We start from the raw sequence: 21,352 nt of genomic DNA on the forward strand, positions 1-21,352 counted from the left end.
CATGGAAACTCGGACTGAACGGACTCGGTTCGACCCGGTCGATCTGCGTCGTCGTTGGGTCCAGGTTCCGGCCGGTGATCCGCAGGTGGCTGCCGAGCGGATCGAGGGACTGGGGGTGGATTTCGCGGCGGCCAACGGTCGGGTGTGGGAGACCGACGACTTCGTTTATCTGCCCGTGGTCGTCAACCTGCGCACCGGGGACACGATCAGCCGCGAGGCGGTCGTGTTCGCGCTCGGCCACGACGTGCTCGTCACCTTGCAACCAGAAGTCAGGTTCGCGCCGTTCGACAAGGCCGTTGCGCGGATGCGGCGCACGCCGCACCTGGCCGGGTCGCCGCACGGGGTGATGTATGCGCTGCTGTACGCGCTGAACGAGGCCGCCGAGCGGGTGATCGACTACGCCAGCGACGCCCTGGAGGCGATGACCGACGAGATCGACATGGCCACGAAGGGGGTGGACGAGAACGGGCGGGACATCGGGGTGATGGACATGCAGGACACCATCGCTCGAATGAACGAGGCCGAGGAGATCGTGTCCCGCTCCCAGGAGTCGCAATTGCTGCTGGCCCGTGCCGCCCGGTACCTGCGTGCCGAGACCGCGGCGAGCGAGGTGGAGCTGGGCAAGCTGATCGACATCCTGATCGCCGACATCGACGGGGTGAAGGAACACGCGAGTTTCGAGCACGACAAGGTGCGTTATCTGCAGCAGTCCATTATGACGTCGCTGGATGTGAAGCAGAACCAGATCGTCAAGGTGTTCACCATCATCACCGCGGTGTTCCTGCCTCCGACGCTGATCGCGACGTTCTACGGCATGAACTTCACCTGGATGCCGGAACTGGAATGGGAGCACGGCTTCCTGGTGACCACGCTGTTAACCCTCGTGGCGGCGTTGATTCCGCTGGCCTACATCAAGCGGAAGGGCTGGCTCCGGTGATCACGACGCCTCAGTCGCCTGGAGATGGGTTGTGAACCGGGTGGCGAACGGCGTGGTGTCCTGGGTTGACCCGGAGCTGCGGGAGCTGGCGACAGCGGCCCCGATCACGCTGTTTCAGCGGTTGTCCAGCTCCCCGAAAGGGCTGACCGAGCAGGAGGCAACCCACCGGTCGGCCGTGTGCGCCGACAATCGGCTGCAGCGGCACGAAGGGTCGGTGTGGGTGGGGCGGGCGCGGTCCGCGGTGGCTAGCCCGTTCGTGGCCTTGCTGACCGGGCTGGGCGTGGTGTTCACCGTTCTCGGGGATCTGCGTGGTGCGGTCACCGTGAGCGTGATGGTGCTGCTCAGTGTGGTGCTGCGGTGGTGGCAGCAGGTTCGGTCCGATCAGGCGTTACGCGGCCTGCGGGCGCTGGTGACCACGACGACTACGGTGCGCAGGCGGCCCGGTGACGGGCTCGCCCCGACCGAGCGGGAGGTGCCGCCAGAGGACCTGGTACCGGGTGACGTGATCGTGTTGGCGACGGGGGATCTGGTGCCGGCCGATGCGCGGGTGGTGGCGGCCAACGCGCTGCTGGTCGACCAGTCCGCGCTGTCCGGGGAGACCCTGCCGGTGCGCAAGGGGCCACCATCGCCTGTGCCCGATCGGCAACCCCGCGGCCGGACCGGTGGCGAGATCGCGGACCTGTCGTCGGTGTGCTTCGCCGGCACGTCGATCCTGAGCGGCACCGCGACCGCGGTGGTGATCACCACGGGGCCGCGCACCTACTTGGGGACGATGGCCGAGCAGGCCCGGCACGCCCGCCCTGAGAGCAGCTTCGACCGCGGCGTGCGCGCCGTGGGCTGGACGCTGGTGCGGTTCATGCTGGTGATGGCGCCGATCGTGCTGGCGGTCAACGGCACCGTCACCGGCGACTGGGCGCAGGCCGCGCTGTTCGCGGTCGCGGTCGCGGTCGGCTTGACCCCGGAAATGCTGCCCGTGATCGTCGCCGCCAACCTGGCCCGCGGCGCGGTGCACCTTTCCCGCCAGCAGGTGGTCATCACCCGGCTCAACGCCATCCAAGACCTGGCGGGCATGGACGTGCTGTGCGTGGACAAGACCGGCACACTCACCCAGGACCGGGTGGCCTACGCGCACAGTATCGACCCGGCCGGACGGCCGGACGGCGAGGCCGCCGAGTACGCCTACCTGGCCGTGCATTTCCAGACCTGCCCGCACAACCGGCTCGACGAAGCCATCATCGACCAGCTCGCCACCGACGACGCGCCGCTGGTCACCGACGCGGCGTTCACCAAGATCGACGAGATCCCCTTCGACCACACCCGGCGGCGCGCCACGGTGGTGGTGCGACAGCAGCCCGGCGAGCACATCCTGATCACCAAGGGCGACCCCGACCAGATCCTGCCCCGCTGCACCCACGCACGGCGGGCCGGCGAGGTAGTCGAGCTCAGCGAAGCAGATCGCCGCGAGGCTGGCGAGGTCGTGCGCGCTTACGCTGATCACGGCATGCGGATCTTGGCCGTCGCCGCCTGCGAGTATCCCGCCCGGCTGAGCGGCTACGACGAGGGTGACGAGCACGACCTTGTCCTTGTCGGGTTTGTCGGGTTCGTCGACCCGGTGCGCGACAGCGCGGCCGACGCGGCGCGGACCCTGGCCGACCACGGAGTCACGGTCAAGATCCTCACCGGTGACAACCGGCACGTCGCAGCGCAGGTGGCAGCCCAGGTCGGCATCCCCGTGGGCGAGATCGTGCTGGGGACGCAGGTTGAGGATGCCGACGACGCGCAGCTGCGTCGGCTCGTGGCGCGCACGACGGTCTTCGCCCAGGTCAATCCGGTACACAAGGCGCGGATCGTGACCGCGCTGCGGGACGCCGGGCACGCGGTTGGGTTCGTCGGGGACGGGGTCAACGACACAGTGGCGTTGCGGACGGCGGATGTGGGGATCGCTGCGGACACCGCCACCGATGTCGCCAAGGACGCCGCCGATCTGATCCTGCTGGACAAGGACCTCACGGTGCTGGCCCGCGCGATGGTGGAGGGTCGCCGCACGCTGGGCAACACCATGAAGTACGTCAAGATCACCGCGAGTTCGAACCTGGGCAACGTGCTCAGTGTCCTGGTGGCCAGCGCGACGCTACCGTTCCTGCCGATGCTGCCCATCCAGCTCATGGTGCAGAACCTGCTCTACGACGCGGCGCAACTGGCGCTGCCCTGGGACCGCGTCGACCAGGACTATCTGCGCCGGCCACGGCGGTGGGACACCGGCGGCCTGACCCGATTCATGCTCACCTTCGGCCCGCTGAGTTCGCTGTTCGACCTGGCCACGTTCGCCGTGCTGTGGTGGCTGCTGGACATCGACAGCCCCGCCGAGCAGGCGATGTTCCAGGCAGGTTGGTTCATCGAGGGACTGCTCTCGCAGGTCCTGATCGTGCTCGTGCTGCGCACCCGCCAGACCGGGATGCAGGTCTGGACGCCGTGCGGCGCACCGTCTCGGCCGGTGCTGGCCGCCGCAGTAGCGGTGGTACTCGTTGGCCTGCTGCTGCCGTGGTCGCAGCTTGCGGGCGCGCTGCGGATGGCGGCGCTGCCGCTGGGCTACTTCCCCTGGCTGCTGGCGATCTTGTTCAGCTATGTCGTGGCGGCCCAGGTCGTCAAGGCGAGGTACCTGCGTGGCGGGCGAGCGTGGTTGTGAGCCGCATCGGCTGCGGTGGCGGCGTTCGGGCGGGGCGGCCAGGGGCTGATCATGACGACGCGAGCGGAAGATGACTCGGGCACCGTCGAGATGGCGCTGCGTGTCGGCGCTGGCGTCGGGTTGGGCGCGCTGATCGGTTTCGAGCGGCAGTATCGGGCCCGGATGGTGGGGCTGCGGACCAATGCCCTGGTTGCTGTGGGGTGCCACGCTGTTCGTGCTGCTGTCCGCCTACGGCTTCGGGGATGTCAGCGGCGCCAGCTCTGCCGATCCCACGCGGGGTGCCGCCCAGATCGTCTCCGGCATCGGGGGTTCCTGGGTGCTGGGGTGATCCTGCGGGACGGGCTGAGCGTGCGTGGGCTTGGACACCGCCGCCACGCTGTGGTGCTCAGCCTCGGCGGGGGCGCTGAACTGGGGCGGCATCCTGCTCATGTCGCTGGGCGCCCAGTGGTACATCCTGTTCAACGTCATCGCCGAGGCCAGCGCGATCCCCAGCGACCTACGCGAAGCCGCCGCTGTGGTGGCGGAAACTCATCCTGCGGGGAATCTTCCCCGGCTATTCACCGGCGGTATCCCGCCGCCCCTTCTCCGCTGAAAACGCCCAGCAGCAACTCGACACCCCGCCATCGCCTGGGGCCGCTACGCCGAACTGTTCGACTACGACACCGACACCGACCAGATCACCGCCGATCCCGCCGCTGGCCTCCACCCATCGATCTCCTCATGAGCAAGGACACGAAGCTCAGCGACTTCACCCGGTGACGCGACGTGGACACATAGTGGACACACATGGCGCCACGGTTACTCGGGTGCGACGCTTCGTTGTCCCTGGCGAAGGCGGCTGGCGACGTAGCTGGCGCGGTCGCCGCCGTTCTCCCGGTGCCAGGCGCTGGCGGTGGTGTCGGCCACACCGAGCAGGTCGGCGAGCATCTTCCAGTGGACGGAACCAACCAGTGACATCCAGGCGCCGTTGCGGGCGGTGCGGGCGCTGGGGACGCCCAGCTTGCGCAGCCGGGCCTGGAGGGTGGCCGACGTCATCGGCCGGTCGGGGCGCAGCCCTGGGAACAGGTAGGGAGTCGGGCGGTGCCGCAGCGCGCCCGCGAGCGGGCGGCGGTTGTTGACGAGCTGCTGCAGGAGTACGGACAGCCGGGGGCGTAGCCACAAGGGGTCGCGGCCGAGTTGCAGGCCGAGGACGCCGGGCTCGTCCGGGTGGGCGAGGACGTCGTCGGTGGTGAGGTTGACCAGTCGCCAGCAGCTTTGCCCGTATTGCAGGACCAGGCAGCCGGCGGCACGATCGGTCAGCGCCTGGGTGTCGTCGGTCTCCAGCTTGACGGCGAGCAGGACTCGGTCGGTGTCGCTCATGATCTCCCGGTTGCCGGTGTGGGCCGAGGTGCCGATCGCGACGTGGGCGGGGGCGAGGCCGTTGGTTGCGGCCCACAGCAGGAACGGGCGCGCGTAACGCTGGCGGGGCCGGTTGCGGATCAGCCAGCGGTCCATCACGGGTTGGGTGAGGGCGGCCAGGCTGATGCCGCGGGCGCGGAGGTAGCTCAGCAACAGGCGGGCGGCGTCGAGCTTCCGCCGGAGGTGTTCGCGCTGGTAGCGCGTGAAGCCGGAATCCCGCTCGGCGCGCTGGTGGGCCAGGGGCATCAGGTGCCACCGGACGTAGCGAGCCAGGATGGTCTTGTCCTGCTGGACGGTTACTCGGGCCAGCAGGGTCTGGACGTCGCGGGTGAGCTGGGCGAGTTCTTCCTCGCGGGGTTCGAGGATCTCGGCGAGTACCGCGCAGGTGCTGGACCGCGGTGGTCTGCCGGAGCTCGTCGAGTGCCTCGTGCGAGCAAGCCAGTTCGCCGGTGACCATGCGGCGGATGAGTTGTCCGCCGGGCCGGCGCAGATACAGGCACAGCGAGTACGGGTTGTCGTAGCTCTCCAGCAGCTCGGCCAGCGGCGCCAACCAGGCGGCCGGTTGCCCGTCGGGCTGGGTGAACAGCTCGACCAAGTCCCGACGCGCGATGCAGGATACGCAGTGCCCGCGCAGCAGACGGCCCATGGCCCCACAGGTCGGGCAGCGGTAGGAGGGGGACCGCCGGGATACGGGAGAAACCTGCCAAGTAGTCGGGTAGTGCCTGGTCAGGCGTCGTTGTCGGCGAGGGCGCGGTAGAGCGAGGCAACTGAGGGGTGCCGGCCGGCGTTCTTGCCGGTCTTGATGGTCAGCTTCTTGACGATGTCGGGCATCGGGGTGCCCTTGTCGCGCAGGGCGCGGGCGAAGAGCACGTCGTCTTCGTCGATCACCTTGGGTCGGCCGCCGTGGTTGCCGCGTGCGGCGGCGGCCTGCTGGCCTTCGAGGGTCTTTTCGCGGATGTAGTCGCGGTCGAGCTGGGCGGCGACGGCGAGCACGGCGAAGAGCATCGATCCCATACCGTGTGGGTCGTAGATGCCGGTCAGCGGCCCACTCAGCAGCTCCAGCTGCACCCCGCCACCTTGCAGCTGGGCGGACAGCGTCATCAGCTCGGCGGCGTTGCGGGCAAGGCGTTTCATCTCGTGCACGGTCAGGATCACCGGCTGGTCCGGTGCCGCGATCTTGATCTCGTGGGCGAGGGTGAGTGCCTTCTCCAGCTCGGGGCGGATCTTGATGCGGGTGCTGATCTTCTCGGAGAACACCCGCGTGCAGTGCGCGGCCGCGAGCGCGTCGAGCTGGCTTTGCAACTCCTGGGTGGCCGTCGAGCAGCGAGCGTAGCCGATCCGGATCGGCGCCCCGTTCGTCTCAGGCGCCGGCGCGGCGACCTCGGGGCACTGCGTCCACTTCTTGCCGGGCCCGCGATCGGCCGGGACGGGTACGGTGAGTTCGTCGCGTAGCGCGGGCACGAGGATGAAGCGCGCGGTGTGGTACTTCGCGGCGGTCTTCCCGGCGCGGGTGCGGCAGGCGCTGCCGGCGGGGACGTCGCATTGCGGGCAGGGGTGGCGTTCGACCGCGGCCGCTGCGTCGTCGGGTCCGAGTTGCATACCTCCAGTCTCTCAGAACTCTGTCAAAACCGGGGGGTGTCCCTATGTGGTTGTCAAGCCGCAGCCGGGGCAGGAGTGGTCTCGGGGTGCCGGTAGTAGGTCTTGTTGCGGAGCATGGCGAACAGGACGTCGCAGCGGCGCCGCGCCAGGCAGATCAGCGCGGCGTTGTGCTTCTTCCCTTCATCGCGTTTTCGCTGGTAATAGGCCCTGCTGGTGGGGTCGGACAAGGCTGCGAACGCGGCGAGGAAGAACGCCCGCTTGAGTTTGCGGTTGCCGGTGCGGGCCGGGTGCTCGCCCTTGATGGAGGAGCCCGAGCTGCGGGTGACCGGGGCGATGCCGGCGTAGGCGGCCAGGTGGCCGGAGGACTTGAACGCCGTGGCGTCGCCGATCTCCAGCAGGATGCGGGCTGCGGTCCTGACCCCGACGCCGGGCATGGAGGTCAGGACCCCGGCAAGAGGGTGCGCATCGAGTATCCCTTCGACCTCGGTGGCGACCTGTTTGCGTTGCTGGAGAACGGTTTTCAGGCTGTCGGCCAGACGGGGCAGGACGGTGTCGGCCGCCGTTGTGCCCGGGACGACGACGGTCTGCTCGTCCAGCGCGGCCAGGATCGCGGTGACGAGTTTGTCGCCCATGCGGGGCGCGTGCGCGGTGGCGATCGCGGTGAGCTTGCGGCGGCCGGCGGCGCGGATGCCGGTCGGGCCGCCGCAGCGGGACAGGATCTCCAGCACCGCCGGGTGACTGATCCTCGGGCCGATCGCGCGTTCCAGGGCGGGGTGGACGCCGGTGAGCAGGCCGCGGATGCGGTTGCCGATCCGGGTGGCCTCACCGGCCAGGTCGTCGTCGAACCCGACCAGCACGTCCAGCTCGGCCAGGGCGTCGTCGCCGACGTCGACCGGGCGCAGCGTGTGCGGCAGCGAGCGGGCGGCGTCGGCGATGACGAACGCGTCCCGGGCGTCGGTTTTCGCGCGGCCGGGGTAGAGGTCGGCGATGCGTCGCATGGCCAGGCCGGGCAGGTAGGCCACCCGGTGGCCGGCCGCGCGGGCCACCGCGACCGGCAGCGCGCCGATCGTCGCCGGTTGATCGACCACCACCAGCAACGGCCCGTGCGCGGCGAGCTTGTCGAACAGCGCCCGCAGCTTCGGTTCGCTGTTGGGCAGCGGCGCGTCGTGAAGCCGCTTGCCCGCCGGGTCCAGGCCGACGGCGTGGTGTTCGCCCTTGCCGACGTCCAGGCCGAGGAACACCTGGTAACCGCTGGTCATCCGTCCTGCCGTTCGTTCGTCGCGGGTGGTCGCCGGTCGGGCATCGACGGCCGGCACCCACGTTACGACGAGACCTGCCCGGCGGGCGGCCGTGTCCCTATCAGCGGTCCCTCGATGCCACCAGGTCCGGTGACACCACCCCCCGGATCATGCGCTCGACTGGGGGCGTCAGTCATGCCGGACCTGGCGACCACGACTCCTTGATCAGGAGCTACGAAAAAGGTAACGGGGGGGGTTCTGAGAGGTTTTGTGCGAATCGCGACCTGCGGATCTTCGGGGCGGATCGGGCTGTTCGCAGAACTGTCACAACTGTTCATTTATGAGAGAAACTACAGGTCCCTTGCCGCGCGAAGCCTGACACCGGTGCCCTTCCAGGTATCCGATCGGATCCGTTAGGACATTTGCCGGTGGACATGGCTAGGCCGGGGAGAAGAGGTGGCTACGATCGCTTCATCAGGTGTCGCCAAGGTGTCATCCGTCTTCGGCGCCGGTGGACAGTGAAGAAACTCGTCGAAGGAGCAGTTATGCCGGTGTCCGCACCCGATTTCGAATGGCTGTTCGCCCCAGGAACGCATCACACACTGTCCCGCGGCGATGTCGCCACCGTCCGGCTGCGGCAGGACGCCTCGCTGTGGCTGCCGTCCGGGCGGGTCGTCGCCGGCGAGCCGGCCATGTTCTTGTCGATGTCCGGCTCCGAGGACAGGTTTGTCCAACAGGTGCCACCGGGCCGGTATCCGGTGGTGCTGGTGCTCGCCGTGTTCGGCGAACCGGACGAGCAGGATGCGCAGGAGTGGGTCGCGGCGGCCCGGCTGATGATCCGGGACGAGCCAGCCGCCTCCTGGGAGATGGCGACGTGCGCGGGCCAGGATGCCGCCGAACTGGGCGACGACGAGTACTTCGGCTATCCGGTCGTCGGCGGCGCCGGCGGCTTCGTGGACGCGGCGAACATCGCGGCGCTGCGCGAGAACGACGACTACAGCAACCAGCTGCTATCTAACCTGGACATCCACATCCTCGGCGAGACCGACCGCACCGCGCCCGCCACACTGGCCGACGACGGGGACCGGCCCCTTGCGGTGGCGTTTCCCTCTGGTAGCGGAGACGGGCACTATCCAACCTGGGTTGGGCGCACCGCCGACGGCGAGGTCGCTTGCTTCCTCACCGACTTTTGCATCCTGACCGGGGATGGCGATAGCGAGAATGACGAGCCACCCTCAGGCAACGGTCCGATAAGCGTCCCGGAGGACTCGACCACGCCACCACGCCCGCCATATGCGGCCAGGCCACAGCCACTGTCTCCAGTGCAACGGTCTCCAGTGCGGCCCCCCACCGGGATCGCCAGTCCGGCGACTCCGAACATCCGGGCACGCCGCTCCCCGAGCAGCGATGAAACGTGAAACCTCGTCGTGCGGGGTTGGGGCGTCGGATCGCGCCCTAAGTGGCGAGACGCATGCGCGTCGCGCGCGAGGCAGTTTCCCCCAGGGGGCGCTTCCCGGCGATTGGGGTTGCGCGCAGCCCGCGATGGAGTCGTTGTCGCAGTCGATCTCGACCATGACCGGAACGACGTAGCGGACCCAACGGGTGGTCATCAGGATCCCTTACTTCGCGGTGACGCGCGCCCTTGTCCGGCGCGGCGCGGTGGCGTCGCCGGGGAACAGCGCCCCCGGCACCAGGTCCAGCGTAGTGACCGGCACCGCGTCAGGCGGCGACAGATCGAGCACCCAGTCCCCGAAGCGGCGGATGGTGTGGGTGATGTACGGGGAGATCGTGGCCAGATCGTCGGTGTCGATCGGGTGCCCGTCGGAGGCCAGCGCGTTCGCCGCGGCGGTGATGTCGCAGGCGTTGGAGTAGATCACGCAGTTCGCGAGCAGCTCGTTGAACTTGATGATCTTTTCCTGGTAGTCCGGGTCGTTACGCCCGACCGCCTCCCCGCCGAAACGCAGCCACGCGGAGAACCCGTGGAACGCCTCGGCCTTGTTGGTGATCGCGGTGATCTGCTCCCGCAACTGCGCGTCCGCGAGGAACCGCAGCAGCGTGATCGTGCGGATGACCCGGCCCAGCTCCCGGAACGCCCGGTACAGGCGGTTCTTCCGCGAGTTGTTGCCCAGCCGGCGCAGCAGCGTCATCGACGACAACCGGCCCTCGCTGATCGAGATCGCGGTGCGCAGCAGGTCCGTCCAATGCGTCTCGATCAGGCCCCAGTCGATCACGTTGTCGCCGAACAGCGAGTCGATGTGCGCGAACCCGGTGTCCGCGCTGGGCCGGTAGAAGTTCAGATCCGCCCAGTTGCGGATGCGCGGGAGCAGGTCGAAGCCGAGCAGCGCGGCGAGCCCGAAAACAGGCAGGGACTGGCCTTGGGTGTCGGCGTGGATCGTGTCGGGCTGGATCTCCGAGTCGTTGCGCAGCAACCCTTCGATGATATAGACGGCCGCCCACACCCCGCACGGGATGAAGTGGGAGAACAGGGCGATGTAGGTGTCGGAGATGTGCCGGTAGGCGATCCCGCCGTAGCCGCCGTAGCGGATGTGGGACTCGGCGAGGATGTTGTTCTCCCACGTGTCCACCTGCGTGCCGTCCACCGCGACCACCCGGCCGTCGCCCCACATCCCGGCGACGTCGAGCTTCGCGAACTCGTTGATCACGTCGGTGGACGCGGCGTCGATCTTGGCGCAAGTGGTGTGCTTGTTCGCCGCGATCGACAGCTCGTGCGCGCTGACCTGGTCACGCATGTGCCGCGCGACCTGCGCGGGGCCGAGAAGCGTGCCGTTGGCGAACACGGTCAGGACGTAGCGGGCCATCGCGTCGCGGATCTTCGGGTCCGATCCCGACGCCGGCCCGAAGTGCCGCGGCCAGCCGACCAGGTGCGCGGTGCGGGCCAGGATGTCCAGCAGCCCGCGTTCGGGCAGCCGCTGGTGAATCGACTCCTCCAGCGCCAGCGCGGACGGGCGCCGGTCGGCACCCTTGCGGCGCCGCAGGACCGGGCGGCCGTCCTCGAAGGACAGGTCGGTGTTGTGCGGGAACCCGGCGTCCACCACCGCGGCGATATCGGTCAGCGCCGCCCGGTAGTGCGCCGTGAGCTCCTTCGGGTCCGAGGGAATCCCGGCCTGGCCGCAGAACTGCTCGGCCAGCGGGACGCACTCATCCCAGGACATCAGCTGCGCGTGCAGGTTGGCGTAGGAGTCGGCGCCGACCACCGCGATGTCCCCGGAGCGCAGCTCGGAGGCGAGGTAGGAGAACACGCACACCTCCAGGTGACGGCGCACCAGCTTGCCCGGCCGGTCCTTCACCACCAGGATCTTGCGCCACGCCTCAGTGACGAAGTCGATGTCGATCGCCACCGTCACCGCGTCCGCCCCACGCCCGACGGTCACCTTCTCCGGGACGTACTCGCCGGTGCGGCCCCGGATCGCGCGCAGGAACTCCACCGCGTCGGCCACGCTGTGATCCGCGCTGGTCGGCTCCAGGTCGAGGGTGTCGAGCAGGGTGAACAGCGCCGAGCGGTGGCTCTTGTAGAACTTCTCCAGCAACGGCAGGTAGTTGTTGCCGTGGTGCGCCGACACCACCTCATGCGCTGCCGAGAGCTGCTCCACCCCGCCCGCGTCGGCCAGCGTCTTGAGCAGCAGCCGCCCGGCCCGCTCGGCCACCGCGGCCGCGGGTTCCGGCGCGGTCGCGCCGTCGTTGTCTGGTGCGGTGGCCTCCCGGGCGCCGGCCAGGACATCACCGAACACGTCCAGCAGCCGCTCGGACTCGGCGCGGTGCTGCTCATGCAGCTCGACCAGCCGCTCCTTGCCCTTCTTGTGGATCACCGCCATCCGCTTGCAGAACATCGTCGCGACCTCGTCCCGGGCCGTGGTCCGGCACTCGTGGATCAGGCTCGCCAGCAACGTCCACCGCTTCGCCTCGCCGATATCCCGCATGTCGCCGACGTCGGTCACCCGCGCCTCCCCGGCGAAATGCGCGATCTTCGTCGCCGGGATGCCGTCGAGCCACTGCTCGGTCGCGCCGAGCTCGTCCAGCGCTTGCAGGTGGGCCAGGCGAAGCTTGAACTTTCCCACCGACGCCGCCTTCGCCGGCGTCTTCAGCCGGTCAAACTCGCTGCGCCGCGATGTCGGGTCCAGCCACAGCAGCCGCGCGAGCCGCCGCCGGTCCGCCGCGTCCAGCCGGGTCGCGACCAGCCCGAACAACGCGGTGTTCGTCTCGGTGCGGCTCGCGGAGACCATCTTGTCCAGCGTGGTGAACCCCGGCAGCTCGCGCCGTGCCCGGACCAGCTCCTCCAGCGCGACGTTGATCAGGTCGGCCGGGTTGTCCTTCGTGGTGACCGCCTTGCGGATCGCTTTCTCGGCGATCGCGCGTGCCTCGGCGGGCTTGTAGACCACATTCAGTCGGTCACGGACGTAGTCACGGTGGCGACACAACGTCCGATCCGACTCGTGCACCGCCAGGACGTCCTCGGCCAGGCCCAGCGCGGCCCGGACATGGTTGATCACCACCACCGGCACGTCAGCCAGCTTCGGGAAATGCCCCAGCCGCTGGTAGCACTTCAGCAGCACCACCAACGCCAGGAAGTTCGGCTCGCCCTGACTCCGCCCCCGAGCCCACTCAATCTCGCCGGCGACCGGCGTGAACGCCTCCGCCAGCTCACGGACCGACACCACCCGCTTGAACCGAGGATAGGCGGTCCGATCGATCGAAGCCACCCAGCACCCCAGGCCCAGCCAGCGGACGTAACCCAGCGCACCCTAACCAACACCCGCCGCACCCACGTCACACGGGCTCTCTAACGATCTCTAGCGCCCTCTACCAGGCACTACCCGACCACTTGGCAGGTTTCTCCCGTATCCCGGCGGTCCCCCTAGGAGAAGGTGACGCCCGCGCAGTCCGGGCACAACGGCCCGGCGGGCTCGCGGCGGAACACCGCGGCTAGTTGGCCGCAGCAGTGGCAGTGCTCGTGTGTGAGCCGTACCGCGTCCACACAGGACAGGCAGACCGGGCCCTCCGGCCAATGTCGTTCGGCGCGGGCGGTGGTTCCGCATCGGGTGCAGGGGACCTGGGCGGCCAGGTAGCACGGCACGCACCTGGCCACACCGTCCGTAGCTGGCACGGACATCGACGGTCGTTGCCCGCAGTCGGTACACGGCGGACCGGGCCGCACCACTTCCCAGCACGCTTTGCACCACGGTCCATTATGGTCACGCGCGCACACCACCTTGTGGACGCCGCAGCCCGAGCACGGTTCGGCCAGCGTCTGGCGGCGGCAGCCGTCGCACCACGGTTCGCCGTCGGCGTCGCGGTAGGCCACCAACCTGGTCCGGCCGCAGTTGTGGCACGGCTGGCGTGGCCCAGCTTGCTGGGCGCAGGCCCGGCAAACCCCCGTGCTCAGAATCCCGACCTTGCGGGTCTTCCCGCAGCGCGGGCACAGCACCTCCGGCGCACGCCGGTTGTCGCACTTCTCGCACAGTGGCCCGTCCTCGATGAGCCGAGCCGCAGGCTTGTCCTCGCCGCAGTCGATGCACCGGCGCAGCGGCCGTTGATGCCCGCGCTGCCAACACCGCCGGCACACCGGCCGTTTCTCGTCGTCGCGGACGGTGACCGGCGCCGTCTGGCCGCATCGTGAGCAGGGCTCGGCCAGATGCGTCCGGCGGCATCGTTCGCACCACGCTCCTTCCTCGGTGTGGGCGGCGGCCAGCACGACCTTGCCGCACATCCAGCAGGGCTCGCGGGGAACGGTCTTGCGGTGGCAGGTGTAGCAGACCCGGCCCTGCGGGCTGTTCTTCGTGGCCTTCATCGTCCGCCCGCATACCGAGCAGGGCAGCGGGACGCGCCGCTCGCGCTGCCAACACCGCGAACACACCGGCTGCCCGTAGCGCCGCGCGGCCACCCGCCCCGACCGACCGCACAGCGAGCACGGTTCGGCCCGGCGCTTTCCGTTGCAGTTCTGGCACCACGCCCCCTCCGCCGTACGTCCAATCGGAACGGTCAGACGGCCACACCCGACACAGCTCTCCTTGTCCCGGCGGGCGTGGTAGCAGGTATGGCACAGCCCGCTAGCGACCAGAGATCGGTCGCATCCACAGCTGGCGCAGACACCTCGCCCTTTCCCCACGTGCGTGACCCGGTGTCCGGTCAGCTCTCGGCGTCGAAGAAGTCCGCGGACAACAACGGCATGTCCGGCACGGCCGGCCGCGGACCCCGGCGAGCCGGCTCCTCGGTGGCCGATTGCGGCTCGACCTCCACCGCCAGGTCCTCGAAGCGGCAGTCGAGGATCTTGCACAAGGCCAGGATCAACTCGATCGGCATCTTCGGCGGACGTTCGGTGCTGACGAGCCGGTAGATCGAGCTGCGGTCGAACTCGAAGCCGTACTTGCGCAACTCCGGGATCAGCTTCGTGGTGGTGTACCAGTTCTTGCGGACCGCCATCAGCTCACGCAGCCGCCACTCGTAGCGCGGCTGCCGGACCTGCACGTCGTCGTTCTGCTCGTCCGGTCCTTGCCGGGACACCGCGTTCATCGCACCCTCCTCCGGCGGCCAGCAGGCTCACCTGACGTGTGATCGCTGAAGTCGTCGTCCATCTCCGCCTCCGTCTCGGCCATCGCGAAGGCGCGTTGCAGCACGGCTTCCTCGGCACCGCGTCCAGGTGCTCGCGGACCTTTAGGTTCTTGAAGTCGCTGCTGACCGCCGTGTAGATCGCCGTGGTCGCCGCGTGGGAATGACCGACCTGGTCAGTGACGAACTGCCCGTCATAGCCGGACTCGATCAGCCTGGTCACGTACGTTCTCCTTCTTCCCGCACTCGGCGTGTGCGGTGGGGTTCGTGTGGCGATTGAGCAGGGACGGCCTTTGTGACTTTGTTCGCCGCGCCAGCGACGGCTCTCAGGCTGCGCGTGGCCTGGTGTCGTGTGCGCGCTTGTTGGTGTGGCTGCTGATGCGGAGTTCGAGCCGCACGGTTTGGTTGTGGCAGCGGTACAAGGCGCGTGGGTCGAGCCAGTCGGCGTCCCGGTTGTCGTCCGGCGCGAGGCCGACGGCGGTGGGTATGCCGAGATCGGCATCGGTGTCGGTGAACAACGTGCCGGCGCCGAGCGTGATCTCCTCGCCGACCGTCGGCGTGACGGGTGCCAGGGACCGCGCTATGTCGCCACAGTGCTCGGAGCGACGTGTCTCGACCACGATGGCGACGAGTCGTCCCGGTTGGCCGACGGGTGCGTTCTCGAACGAGACGTAGTCCTCGGCATCCGGACCGGTGAGCAGGAACACGGTGCCGTAGCGGTCGGACTGGCGTTCGAACCTCGGCCACCACAGTTGGCCCTGGCCGAGCTCGATCGTGGCTGTCTCCTCGGTGTGTCCCGCGGTTGCGGCTTGCTCGGCGGCGGTGATGATCTCGGCCATGGACAGGTCGTTGCGGAACCGGTGCCCGATCTCGGCTTCCAGCTCCGCGTACTCGGCGGCCAGTTCCGGGCGTAGTTGTGCGGCGCGAACCAGATCCGCGCGGCTGGCGAGCACACAGAGGGAGCACGACAGGCGGGTCATGCCCTGGTCGTAGGCCGGGTGGTACGGCACACCTGACGCATGGATGCGTTGCCATACCTGGGTTTCGGTCCAGTCGTGGATCGGAAGCCAGGTGTCGACAGTGCGCCGGCCGCTGCTGGCAGCCTCGCCACGACTCAGGCGAGCCTGCTGGCGCAGAGCAATACCGTTCCGCGTCGAGTTCTCACCTCTCGCGATCACTCATGGTGACTGTCGCTGCCGGGTGAAACTGACCCGGTCTGACCAACCGCTCGGGTCCAGGACGTGGGTAAGCGGGTCAGTGACCGAGGGGCGTGGTCAGGGATTGCGTGCCGAGGGGGGCTCGCCGCTGATGGCGCGCCAGGCCGCGTCGGAATCAACGGTGTCGGCGAGGTCGTGGTTGGTGAGTACGGCGAGCGCGTCGATGGCTGTCAGCCAGTCGCGGCTACGCCGGTGCACCTCGTCGCTGGGGTCGTATCGGTTCAGGACGACTAGCACCTCGTGTCCGGTGAGGGCTCGCGCGGCGAGGCGCACCTGGGACACAACTCCTAGGACAGGCTCGGTGACCAGTAGCACGAGGTCCGGTCTCACCCGCTGCGCCAGTGAGAGGGTGTCGCCGTCATGGGCGATTGGTGAGCACAGCCCGCCTGCGCCCTCGACGAAGCCGATGGCGACGTCTGAGGGCCAGTCGAGTTCGGCGACGAGGTCGTCGAGCAGGATCGGAGCCAGTTGTAGGGTGTCGGCGGCCATCGGTGGCGCGAGGGGTACCGGGTACCACCGGTGTGGCGGGCACACCGTGTCGGCGGGCGTGTCAGTTGCCTCGCCGAGCACGGCGGCGTCGGTCGCGGTATCACCGGGTGTGAACGACTGCGCCGGTTTGCGGGCCGCGACCTCGATGCCAAATGCTCGCAATCGTCGCGACAAGGCGGCGGTCACCCAGGTCTTGCCGACCTCGGTGCCGGTGCCGGTGACCAGGATGAGTCGGCTAGGTCGGGTCATGGAGCGCCCACCGGGTCAACCAGCCGAGATCTTGCCCAGTCTGCGCCAGGGCACCTGCCCTGATCAGTGTGGAGGTGTTGGATGTCCTCGTGGCCCATCATGATCCCTGTTGGCGCAGGGGCGCGGCCATGGCGTGGTAGCCGCCGTCGACGTGGAGGATCTCGCCGGTGATAGCGCGGGCGAGGTCGGAGAACAGGAAGCAGACGGCGTCGGCCACCGGGGTCGAGTCGGCTGGGTCCCACCGCAAGGGCGAACGGGTTGCCCAGGCGTCGAGCAGGGCTTCGAAGCCGGGGATGCCGGTGGCCGCCCGGGTATGGATCGGCCCGGCCGCGACGAGGTTGACCCGGATTCCGGCAGGCCCGAGGTCGCGTGCGAGGTACCGGTTGAGCGACTCCAGTCCGGCTTTGCAGACGCCCATCCAGTTGTAGACCGGCCACGCGGCGCTGGCGTCGAAGTCGAGCCCGACCAGGCTGGCGCCGGAGGGTGGGGCGAGCCGGTTCACCGCCGCGGCGAGCGCGGCGAGGGATACGGTGCTGGTCTGGAACGCCAGTCCGATCCCTTCGGGGCGGGCGTTGAGTAGGGGGCCTTCCAGGGCGTCGGCGGGTGCGAAGGCGATGGCGTGCAGGGCGCCGTCGAGTCTCTCCCACCGCTCAGCGATCGTTGCGGTGAGCCGGGCGGTGTCGTGGGAGGCAGTGGCGTCGAAGGGGATGACGTCGATGTCGCCGGTGAGCTGCGCTGCCGCCGCACGGGCCCGATCGAGATCGCGGGGGAGCCCGGTGAGCAGCACCTCGGCGCCGAGTTGTTGGGCGCGGCGGGCGACGGCGAAGGCGATGCTGTCGGTGGTGACGACCCCGGTCACCAGGATGTGCTTGCCGTCCAACACAGTGCGGCTCCTTCGCGGGGGTTGGTGTGTGCGGCCCGGCAGGCGTGGGTCGTGACCGCTTGGTGGACGTCGATGGCCCGGCGGATGCAGGGTCCGGTCGTGGCGGTGATTCCTTCGACAGGGCGGTCGGCGCTGGCGGCACCGCCGATGCGCCCCGCAGGCCGTGCCGCCGGCACGGCGATGGGAGAAAAGCCGGATCGCTCGCGTGACATGATGGTGTTTGCGTCGGGTGGGGCTGCTCATCGTGGGGTGGCGCCGACGAGCGCCCCCTGCGAGGCGCAGCCGACGAGGCGGCTGTACTTGGCTAGGAAGCCGTTGCCGGTCGGGGCAGGGGGTGGGTGCCAGCGGTGACGGCGTCGTTCGAGTTCGGCAGGGTTGACGTCGAGATCGATGGTGCGTGCCGGGATGTCGATCATGATCGGGTCGCCGTCGGCGACCAGCGCCAGCGGCCCGCCGGCAGCGGCCTCGGGGGCGACGTGGCCGACGCAGAGGCCGGTGGTGGCGCCGGAGAAGCGGCCGTCAGTGACCAGCGCCACCTGGTCACCCAGGCCGGTGCCGCGGACAGCGGCGGTGACGGCGAGCATCTCCGGCATTCCCGGTCCGCCGCGTGGGCCTTCGTACCGGATCACGATCACCTCGCCTGCGGTGAGGCGACCGCCTGAGACGTAGCCCATGGCGGCGTCTTCGTTGTCGAAGACCCGGGCTGTGCCGTGGAAGCGGTCGACGGTCAGGCCGGCCATCTTGACCACCGCGCCGCTGGGGGCGAGTGCCCCGCGGAGGATGGCCAGGCCGCCGTCGGGGCGGAGCGGGTCATCTGGCGTTCGGAGGACCGTACCGTCGGGTTTCGGGGCTGCGAGTTCGGCGAGGTTCTCGGCCAGGGTGGCTCCGGTCACGGTCAGGCAGTCGCCGTGGAGCAGTCCGGCGTCCAGCAGCGCGGCGAGCACTGCGGGCACGCCACCGACCTGGTGCAGGTCGGCCATGACGTGGCGCCCACCGGGACGGAGATCGGCGATGTGGGGGGTGTGTCGGCTGATCCGGTCGAAGTCGTCGAGGGTCAGGCGGACGCCGGCTTCGTGGGCGATGGCGGGTAGGTGCAGCGCGGCGTTGGTCGACCCGCCCAGGGCCATGACCACGGTGATGGCGTTCTCGAAGGCTTCGCGGGTGAGGATGTCGCGTGGGCGGATCCCGGCGCGCAGGGCGGCGACGGCGGCCGCTCCGGTGTCGTGGGCGATGCCGGGGCGTGTGGGGTCGATGGCGGGGGCGGATGCCGAGCCGGGCAGTGCGATACCGAGGGCTTCGGCTTCGGCGGCGATCGTGTTGGCGGTGTACATGCCGGCGCACGATCCGGCTCCTGGGCACGCGGCGCGCTCCAGCTCGTCGAGGTCGTCGGTGCTGAGCAGGCCGCTTGCCTGCGCGCCGACGGCCTCGAACACGTCCTGGATCGTCACCGGCCGACCCTGCCAGCTCCCGGGGAGGGAGGAGCCGCCGTACAAGAACGCCGTGGGTACGTTGAGGCGTGCGGCGGCCATGAGCATCCCGGGAAGGCTCTTGTCGCAGCCGGCGATGGTGACCATCGCGTCGAGTTGTTCGGCCTCCATGACACACTCGACCGAGTCTGCGATGAGGTCCCGGCTGGGAAGGGACGCGCGCATGCCGCGGTGCCCCATGGCGATCCCATCGGACATGGCGATGGTCGAGAACCGCATCGCCACCCCGCCCGCCTTCCTGACCCCGTCGGCCGTCGCGCCTGCCAGGCGGTCCAGGGCGATGTTGCAGGGTGTGAGGTCGTTGGCGGCCGCGGCCACACCGATCTGCGGCCGGGTGAAGTCCTCGTCGGCGAACCCGACTGCCCGCAGCATCGCCCGGGCCGGTGCTCGGGTGACGCCGTCGGTGACGATTCGGCTACGGTGACGCGGGTCCATGTCTTCTCCCGGCTTCGCTTGGTCAGCTCGGCCCTTCATTGGCCCTGGCCTCGGGTGAATGCGGGTTCGCCGTCGAAGGCGTAGAGTCCTTCGGTCTTGATCGGTTCGATGCCGTGCTCGACCATGCGGGCCTGGAGGGCGACGACCTCGGCGGCGGTGGTGGTCCCGCGCGGGTCGAGGAAGCGGCATCGCCAGTGGTCGGTGAGCAGGGTCTCGGGCGCGCCGCCTGGCCAGACCTTCTGTCCCCGGTTGGAGATCATGTCAAGGTGCAGGGGTGCGGCGAACGGACGAAGCTTGGCGGCGAGTTCGTCTGGGGTGGTGTCTGGGCTGTGGACGAACACGTCGACGCCGAGCTGGGTCTTGGCGGCAGCGGATCGGCCCGCGAGCTTGACGGTGATCGGCCTGTGCTGGGCGTAGTGCGTTGCCGGCAGCCGGGTGGGTTCTTGGCCGAGACGGTCGATGACCGATGCCGCGAACGCCGTGGTGCCGACCTTGGAGGTGCTGGTATCGGGCTCGTAGATGTCGTAGGTGTGGATGCCGTCTTCGATGGTCCGCAGCCAGGCGTTGTGGACTCGGCTCGCGACGTCGGCTTGTCCGATGTGGACCAGCATCTGTACCGCGGCCAGCAGCAGCCCTGAAGGATTCGCAACGTCTTGGCCGGCTCGCCGGGGGGCGGATCCGTGGATGGCTTCGAACATGGCGACTCGCTCGCCGATGTTCGCGCTTCCGGCGAGGCCGACAGATCCGGCGATCTGGGCGGCGACGTCGGAGAGGATGTCGCCGTAGAGGTTCGGCAGGACGACGACGTCGAACGCCTCGGGGGTGTCGGCGAGCTTGGCCGCACCGATGTCGACGATCCAATGCTCTGCCTGGATATCGGGGTAGTCGGCGGCGACCTCGTCGAACACCCGGTGGAACAGGCCGTCGGTCATCTTCATGATGTTGTCCTTGGTGAACGCTGTCACCTTGGTTCGCCGATAGGCTGTGGCGTACTCGAAGGCGTAGCGAATTACCCGCTCGCATCCCTGCCGGGAGATGAGCTTGAGGCACTGCACGACCTCGTCGGTCTGGCGGTGCTCGATGCCGGCGTAGAGGTCCTCTTCGTTCTCCCGAACGATGACGACGTCCATGCCAGGGTGCTTGGTGGCGACGAACGGTGCGTAGGCGACGCATGGCCGGACGTTGGCATAGAGACCGAACGTCTTGCGCACGGTGACGTTGAGGCTCTTGAACCCTCCGCCTTGCGGGGTGGTGATGGGCGCCTTGAGGAACACACCCGTGCGGCGGATCGACTCGAGCGCCTCGGGAGTGACGCCGGCGGGGTTGCCAGCCTGATAGACCGACTCTCCGATGGTGATCGTGTCGATGTCAAGGGCCGCGCCTGCGGCGTTGAGCACCGAAAGGGTGGCTTCCATGATTTCCGGACCGATTCCGTCTCCGTGGGCGACGGTGATCGGTGCGGATGTGGAATGCGTGGTCATGCTGCTCCTGAGACCGAGGACGTGACGGGACGGGACGCTGGATGGGCTAGGGGCGAGTCGTGGCGGTGCCGCGTGCGAGCCGGCATCCGGCGCTGGTCGTGCCGCACGGTCCACTGATGCCCTGCTCTGGGTCATCGATGTACCAGTGGGTCGCGACCAGGCGCGGGTAGCGGCTGCCGAGTTCGGTCAGGGTGGCGTGGACGGTGTCGCGGGAGTCGGTGTGCGCGAAGACCGGAAAGAACGCTCCCGGCAGGCTCGCTGCGGGCGCCGCGCCTTGCACCAGGACATCGAGGATCAGGCGCCGTCGCTGGTGGGGGTTGTGTGCCTCGCGCAGGGCGGAACCGTCCAGCCAGCACAGCGACCACAGCCCGGACACCGAGGAGGAGGTCCGGATCCCCACCGGCACTGCTGGCGGGCGCCCTTCCGTGGGGTCCCCGACGGCGCATCCGCAGGTCTGCACATGCTCGCCGCACGGGAACAACGTGGGCAGGTCCGCGTCAAGCTCGCGGCGGATCCAAATCCCGAGCAGGGCGTCCCGCTGAGCTGGATCGCCGCCGTAGCGCCGGTGGTGGACCAGGTAGTCGCTCGCCTGCTCGACGGCGACCTCGGCGTGGTCCACACTTGAGATCAGTAGAAGCGCGCTCATCGGGTACCTCTCTTTCCAAGCGGCTCTGTTACGTGGGGAGTTA

At 69.0% G+C, this 21,352-nt stretch carries 16 protein-coding genes and 1 pseudogene; 5 read left to right on the plus strand and 12 right to left on the minus strand.

The genetic code is table 11. From position 1 onward, the window contains the following. Positions 1 to 85: 85 nt before the first annotated feature. The 4 genes and pseudogenes from H4W30_RS32705 (at position 86) to H4W30_RS44800 (ending at position 4,215) form a co-directional block, all read left to right on the plus strand. Positions 86 to 937 carry a CorA family divalent cation transporter gene (locus H4W30_RS32705; RefSeq protein ID WP_158303258.1) on the plus strand — a complete coding sequence of 284 codons (852 nt, stop codon included), beginning with the start codon at positions 86 to 88 and terminating at the stop codon, positions 935 to 937. 31 nt (positions 938 to 968) lie between these two features. Further along, positions 969 to 3,623: a magnesium-translocating P-type ATPase gene (gene mgtA / locus H4W30_RS32710; protein WP_245788968.1), complete on the plus strand. Its 2,655-nt coding sequence runs from the start codon at positions 969 to 971 to the stop codon at positions 3,621 to 3,623. Positions 3,624 to 3,785: 162 nt separating this feature from the next. After that, positions 3,786 to 3,926 (plus strand): annotated as a pseudogene (locus tag H4W30_RS44795) (hypothetical protein); the annotation flags it as partial. A gap of 49 nt (positions 3,927 to 3,975) precedes the next feature. After that, complete coding sequence (locus H4W30_RS44800) at positions 3,976 to 4,215, plus strand: hypothetical protein (protein ID WP_091679421.1); 240 nt, start codon at positions 3,976 to 3,978, stop codon at positions 4,213 to 4,215. Between the two features lie 206 nt (positions 4,216 to 4,421). On the opposite strand, the gene H4W30_RS32725 is transcribed toward H4W30_RS44800, so the two are convergent. From H4W30_RS32725 to H4W30_RS32735, 3 genes are all read right to left on the minus strand, one after another. Then, the gene (locus tag H4W30_RS32725; RefSeq protein ID WP_091679423.1) at positions 4,422 to 5,267 is read right to left on the minus strand and encodes a hypothetical protein; all 846 of its coding nucleotides are present in this window, start codon (positions 5,265 to 5,267) and stop codon (positions 4,422 to 4,424) included. Between the two features lie 480 nt (positions 5,268 to 5,747). Continuing rightward, a complete protein-coding gene (locus H4W30_RS32730; protein WP_091679426.1) occupies positions 5,748 to 6,620 on the minus strand; it encodes a recombinase family protein in 873 nt (290 codons plus the stop codon). A 53-nt stretch (positions 6,621 to 6,673) separates the two neighbouring features. Next, complete coding sequence (locus H4W30_RS32735; protein ID WP_091679428.1) at positions 6,674 to 7,879, minus strand: IS110 family RNA-guided transposase; 1,206 nt, start codon at positions 7,877 to 7,879, stop codon at positions 6,674 to 6,676. A gap of 524 nt (positions 7,880 to 8,403) precedes the next feature. Here H4W30_RS32735 and H4W30_RS32740 point away from each other — a divergent pair. Then, a complete protein-coding gene (locus H4W30_RS32740; RefSeq protein ID WP_091679431.1) occupies positions 8,404 to 9,276 on the plus strand; it encodes a DUF4241 domain-containing protein in 873 nt (290 codons plus the stop codon). Between the two features lie 201 nt (positions 9,277 to 9,477). Here H4W30_RS32740 and H4W30_RS32745 read toward each other — a convergent pair whose 3' ends face one another. The 9 genes from H4W30_RS32745 to H4W30_RS32785 all read right to left on the minus strand — a co-directional run bounded on the left by H4W30_RS32745 (position 9,478) and on the right by H4W30_RS32785 (position 21,309). Next, positions 9,478 to 12,576, minus strand: a complete 3,099-nt coding sequence (locus H4W30_RS32745; protein ID WP_091679433.1) for a Tn3 family transposase — start codon at positions 12,574 to 12,576, stop codon at positions 9,478 to 9,480. A 155-nt stretch (positions 12,577 to 12,731) separates the two neighbouring features. Next, entirely contained in the window at positions 12,732 to 13,664 is a 933-nt protein-coding gene (locus tag H4W30_RS32750; RefSeq protein WP_143101978.1) for a hypothetical protein, read from the minus strand. Positions 13,665 to 14,002: 338 nt separating this feature from the next. Next, positions 14,003 to 14,386 carry a helix-turn-helix domain-containing protein gene (locus H4W30_RS32755; RefSeq protein WP_005456801.1) on the minus strand — a complete coding sequence of 128 codons (384 nt, stop codon included), beginning with the start codon at positions 14,384 to 14,386 and terminating at the stop codon, positions 14,003 to 14,005. Positions 14,387 to 14,748: 362 nt separating this feature from the next. Beyond that, positions 14,749 to 15,600, minus strand: coding sequence for a phosphoadenosine phosphosulfate reductase domain-containing protein (locus H4W30_RS44620; protein WP_083844754.1), 852 nt, complete (start codon positions 15,598 to 15,600; stop codon positions 14,749 to 14,751). 96 nt (positions 15,601 to 15,696) lie between these two features. Then, positions 15,697 to 16,377: an ATP-dependent dethiobiotin synthetase BioD gene (gene bioD, locus H4W30_RS32765; protein WP_005456800.1), complete on the minus strand. Its 681-nt coding sequence runs from the start codon at positions 16,375 to 16,377 to the stop codon at positions 15,697 to 15,699. A gap of 97 nt (positions 16,378 to 16,474) precedes the next feature. Beyond that, the gene (gene fabI / locus H4W30_RS32770; RefSeq protein WP_005456799.1) at positions 16,475 to 17,260 is read right to left on the minus strand and encodes an enoyl-ACP reductase FabI; all 786 of its coding nucleotides are present in this window, start codon (positions 17,258 to 17,260) and stop codon (positions 16,475 to 16,477) included. A 239-nt stretch (positions 17,261 to 17,499) separates the two neighbouring features. Next, positions 17,500 to 19,182 (minus strand): dihydroxy-acid dehydratase, encoded by a 1,683-nt coding sequence (gene ilvD / locus H4W30_RS32775; protein ID WP_005456798.1) that lies wholly within the window; start codon positions 19,180 to 19,182, stop codon positions 17,500 to 17,502. A gap of 35 nt (positions 19,183 to 19,217) precedes the next feature. Continuing rightward, positions 19,218 to 20,663: an NADP-dependent isocitrate dehydrogenase gene (locus H4W30_RS32780; RefSeq protein ID WP_005456797.1), complete on the minus strand. Its 1,446-nt coding sequence runs from the start codon at positions 20,661 to 20,663 to the stop codon at positions 19,218 to 19,220. Between the two features lie 46 nt (positions 20,664 to 20,709). Further along, positions 20,710 to 21,309, minus strand: a complete 600-nt coding sequence (locus tag H4W30_RS32785; protein WP_005456790.1) for a hypothetical protein — start codon at positions 21,307 to 21,309, stop codon at positions 20,710 to 20,712. Positions 21,310 to 21,352: the final 43 nt, after the last annotated feature.

The sequence above is a fragment of the Amycolatopsis roodepoortensis genome, from assembly GCF_014873915.1.
Taxonomy (GTDB): Bacteria; Actinomycetota; Actinomycetes; order Mycobacteriales; family Pseudonocardiaceae; genus Amycolatopsis; species Amycolatopsis roodepoortensis.

Bases quoted from the DNA above. Each gene is read 5' to 3' on its own strand.
- H4W30_RS32750 (WP_143101978.1), bottom strand. From the start codon at position 13,664: ATGAAGGCCACGAAGAACAGCCCGCAGGGCCGGGTCTGCTACACCTGC.
- H4W30_RS32740 (WP_091679431.1), top strand. From the start codon at position 8,404: ATGCCGGTGTCCGCACCCGATTTCGAATGGCTGTTCGCCCCAGGAACG.
- bioD (WP_005456800.1), bottom strand. From the start codon at position 16,377: ATGACCCGACCTAGCCGACTCATCCTGGTCACCGGCACCGGCACCGAG.
- H4W30_RS32785 (WP_005456790.1), bottom strand. From the start codon at position 21,309: ATGAGCGCGCTTCTACTGATCTCAAGTGTGGACCACGCCGAGGTCGCC.
- H4W30_RS32780 (WP_005456797.1), bottom strand. From the start codon at position 20,663: ATGACCACGCATTCCACATCCGCACCGATCACCGTCGCCCACGGAGAC.
- ilvD (WP_005456798.1), bottom strand. From the start codon at position 19,182: ATGGACCCGCGTCACCGTAGCCGAATCGTCACCGACGGCGTCACCCGA.
- H4W30_RS32735 (WP_091679428.1), bottom strand. From the start codon at position 7,879: ATGACCAGCGGTTACCAGGTGTTCCTCGGCCTGGACGTCGGCAAGGGC.
- H4W30_RS32730 (WP_091679426.1), bottom strand. From the start codon at position 6,620: ATGCAACTCGGACCCGACGACGCAGCGGCCGCGGTCGAACGCCACCCC.
- H4W30_RS32755 (WP_005456801.1), bottom strand. From the start codon at position 14,386: ATGAACGCGGTGTCCCGGCAAGGACCGGACGAGCAGAACGACGACGTG.
- H4W30_RS32725 (WP_091679423.1), bottom strand. From the start codon at position 5,267: ATGCCCCTGGCCCACCAGCGCGCCGAGCGGGATTCCGGCTTCACGCGC.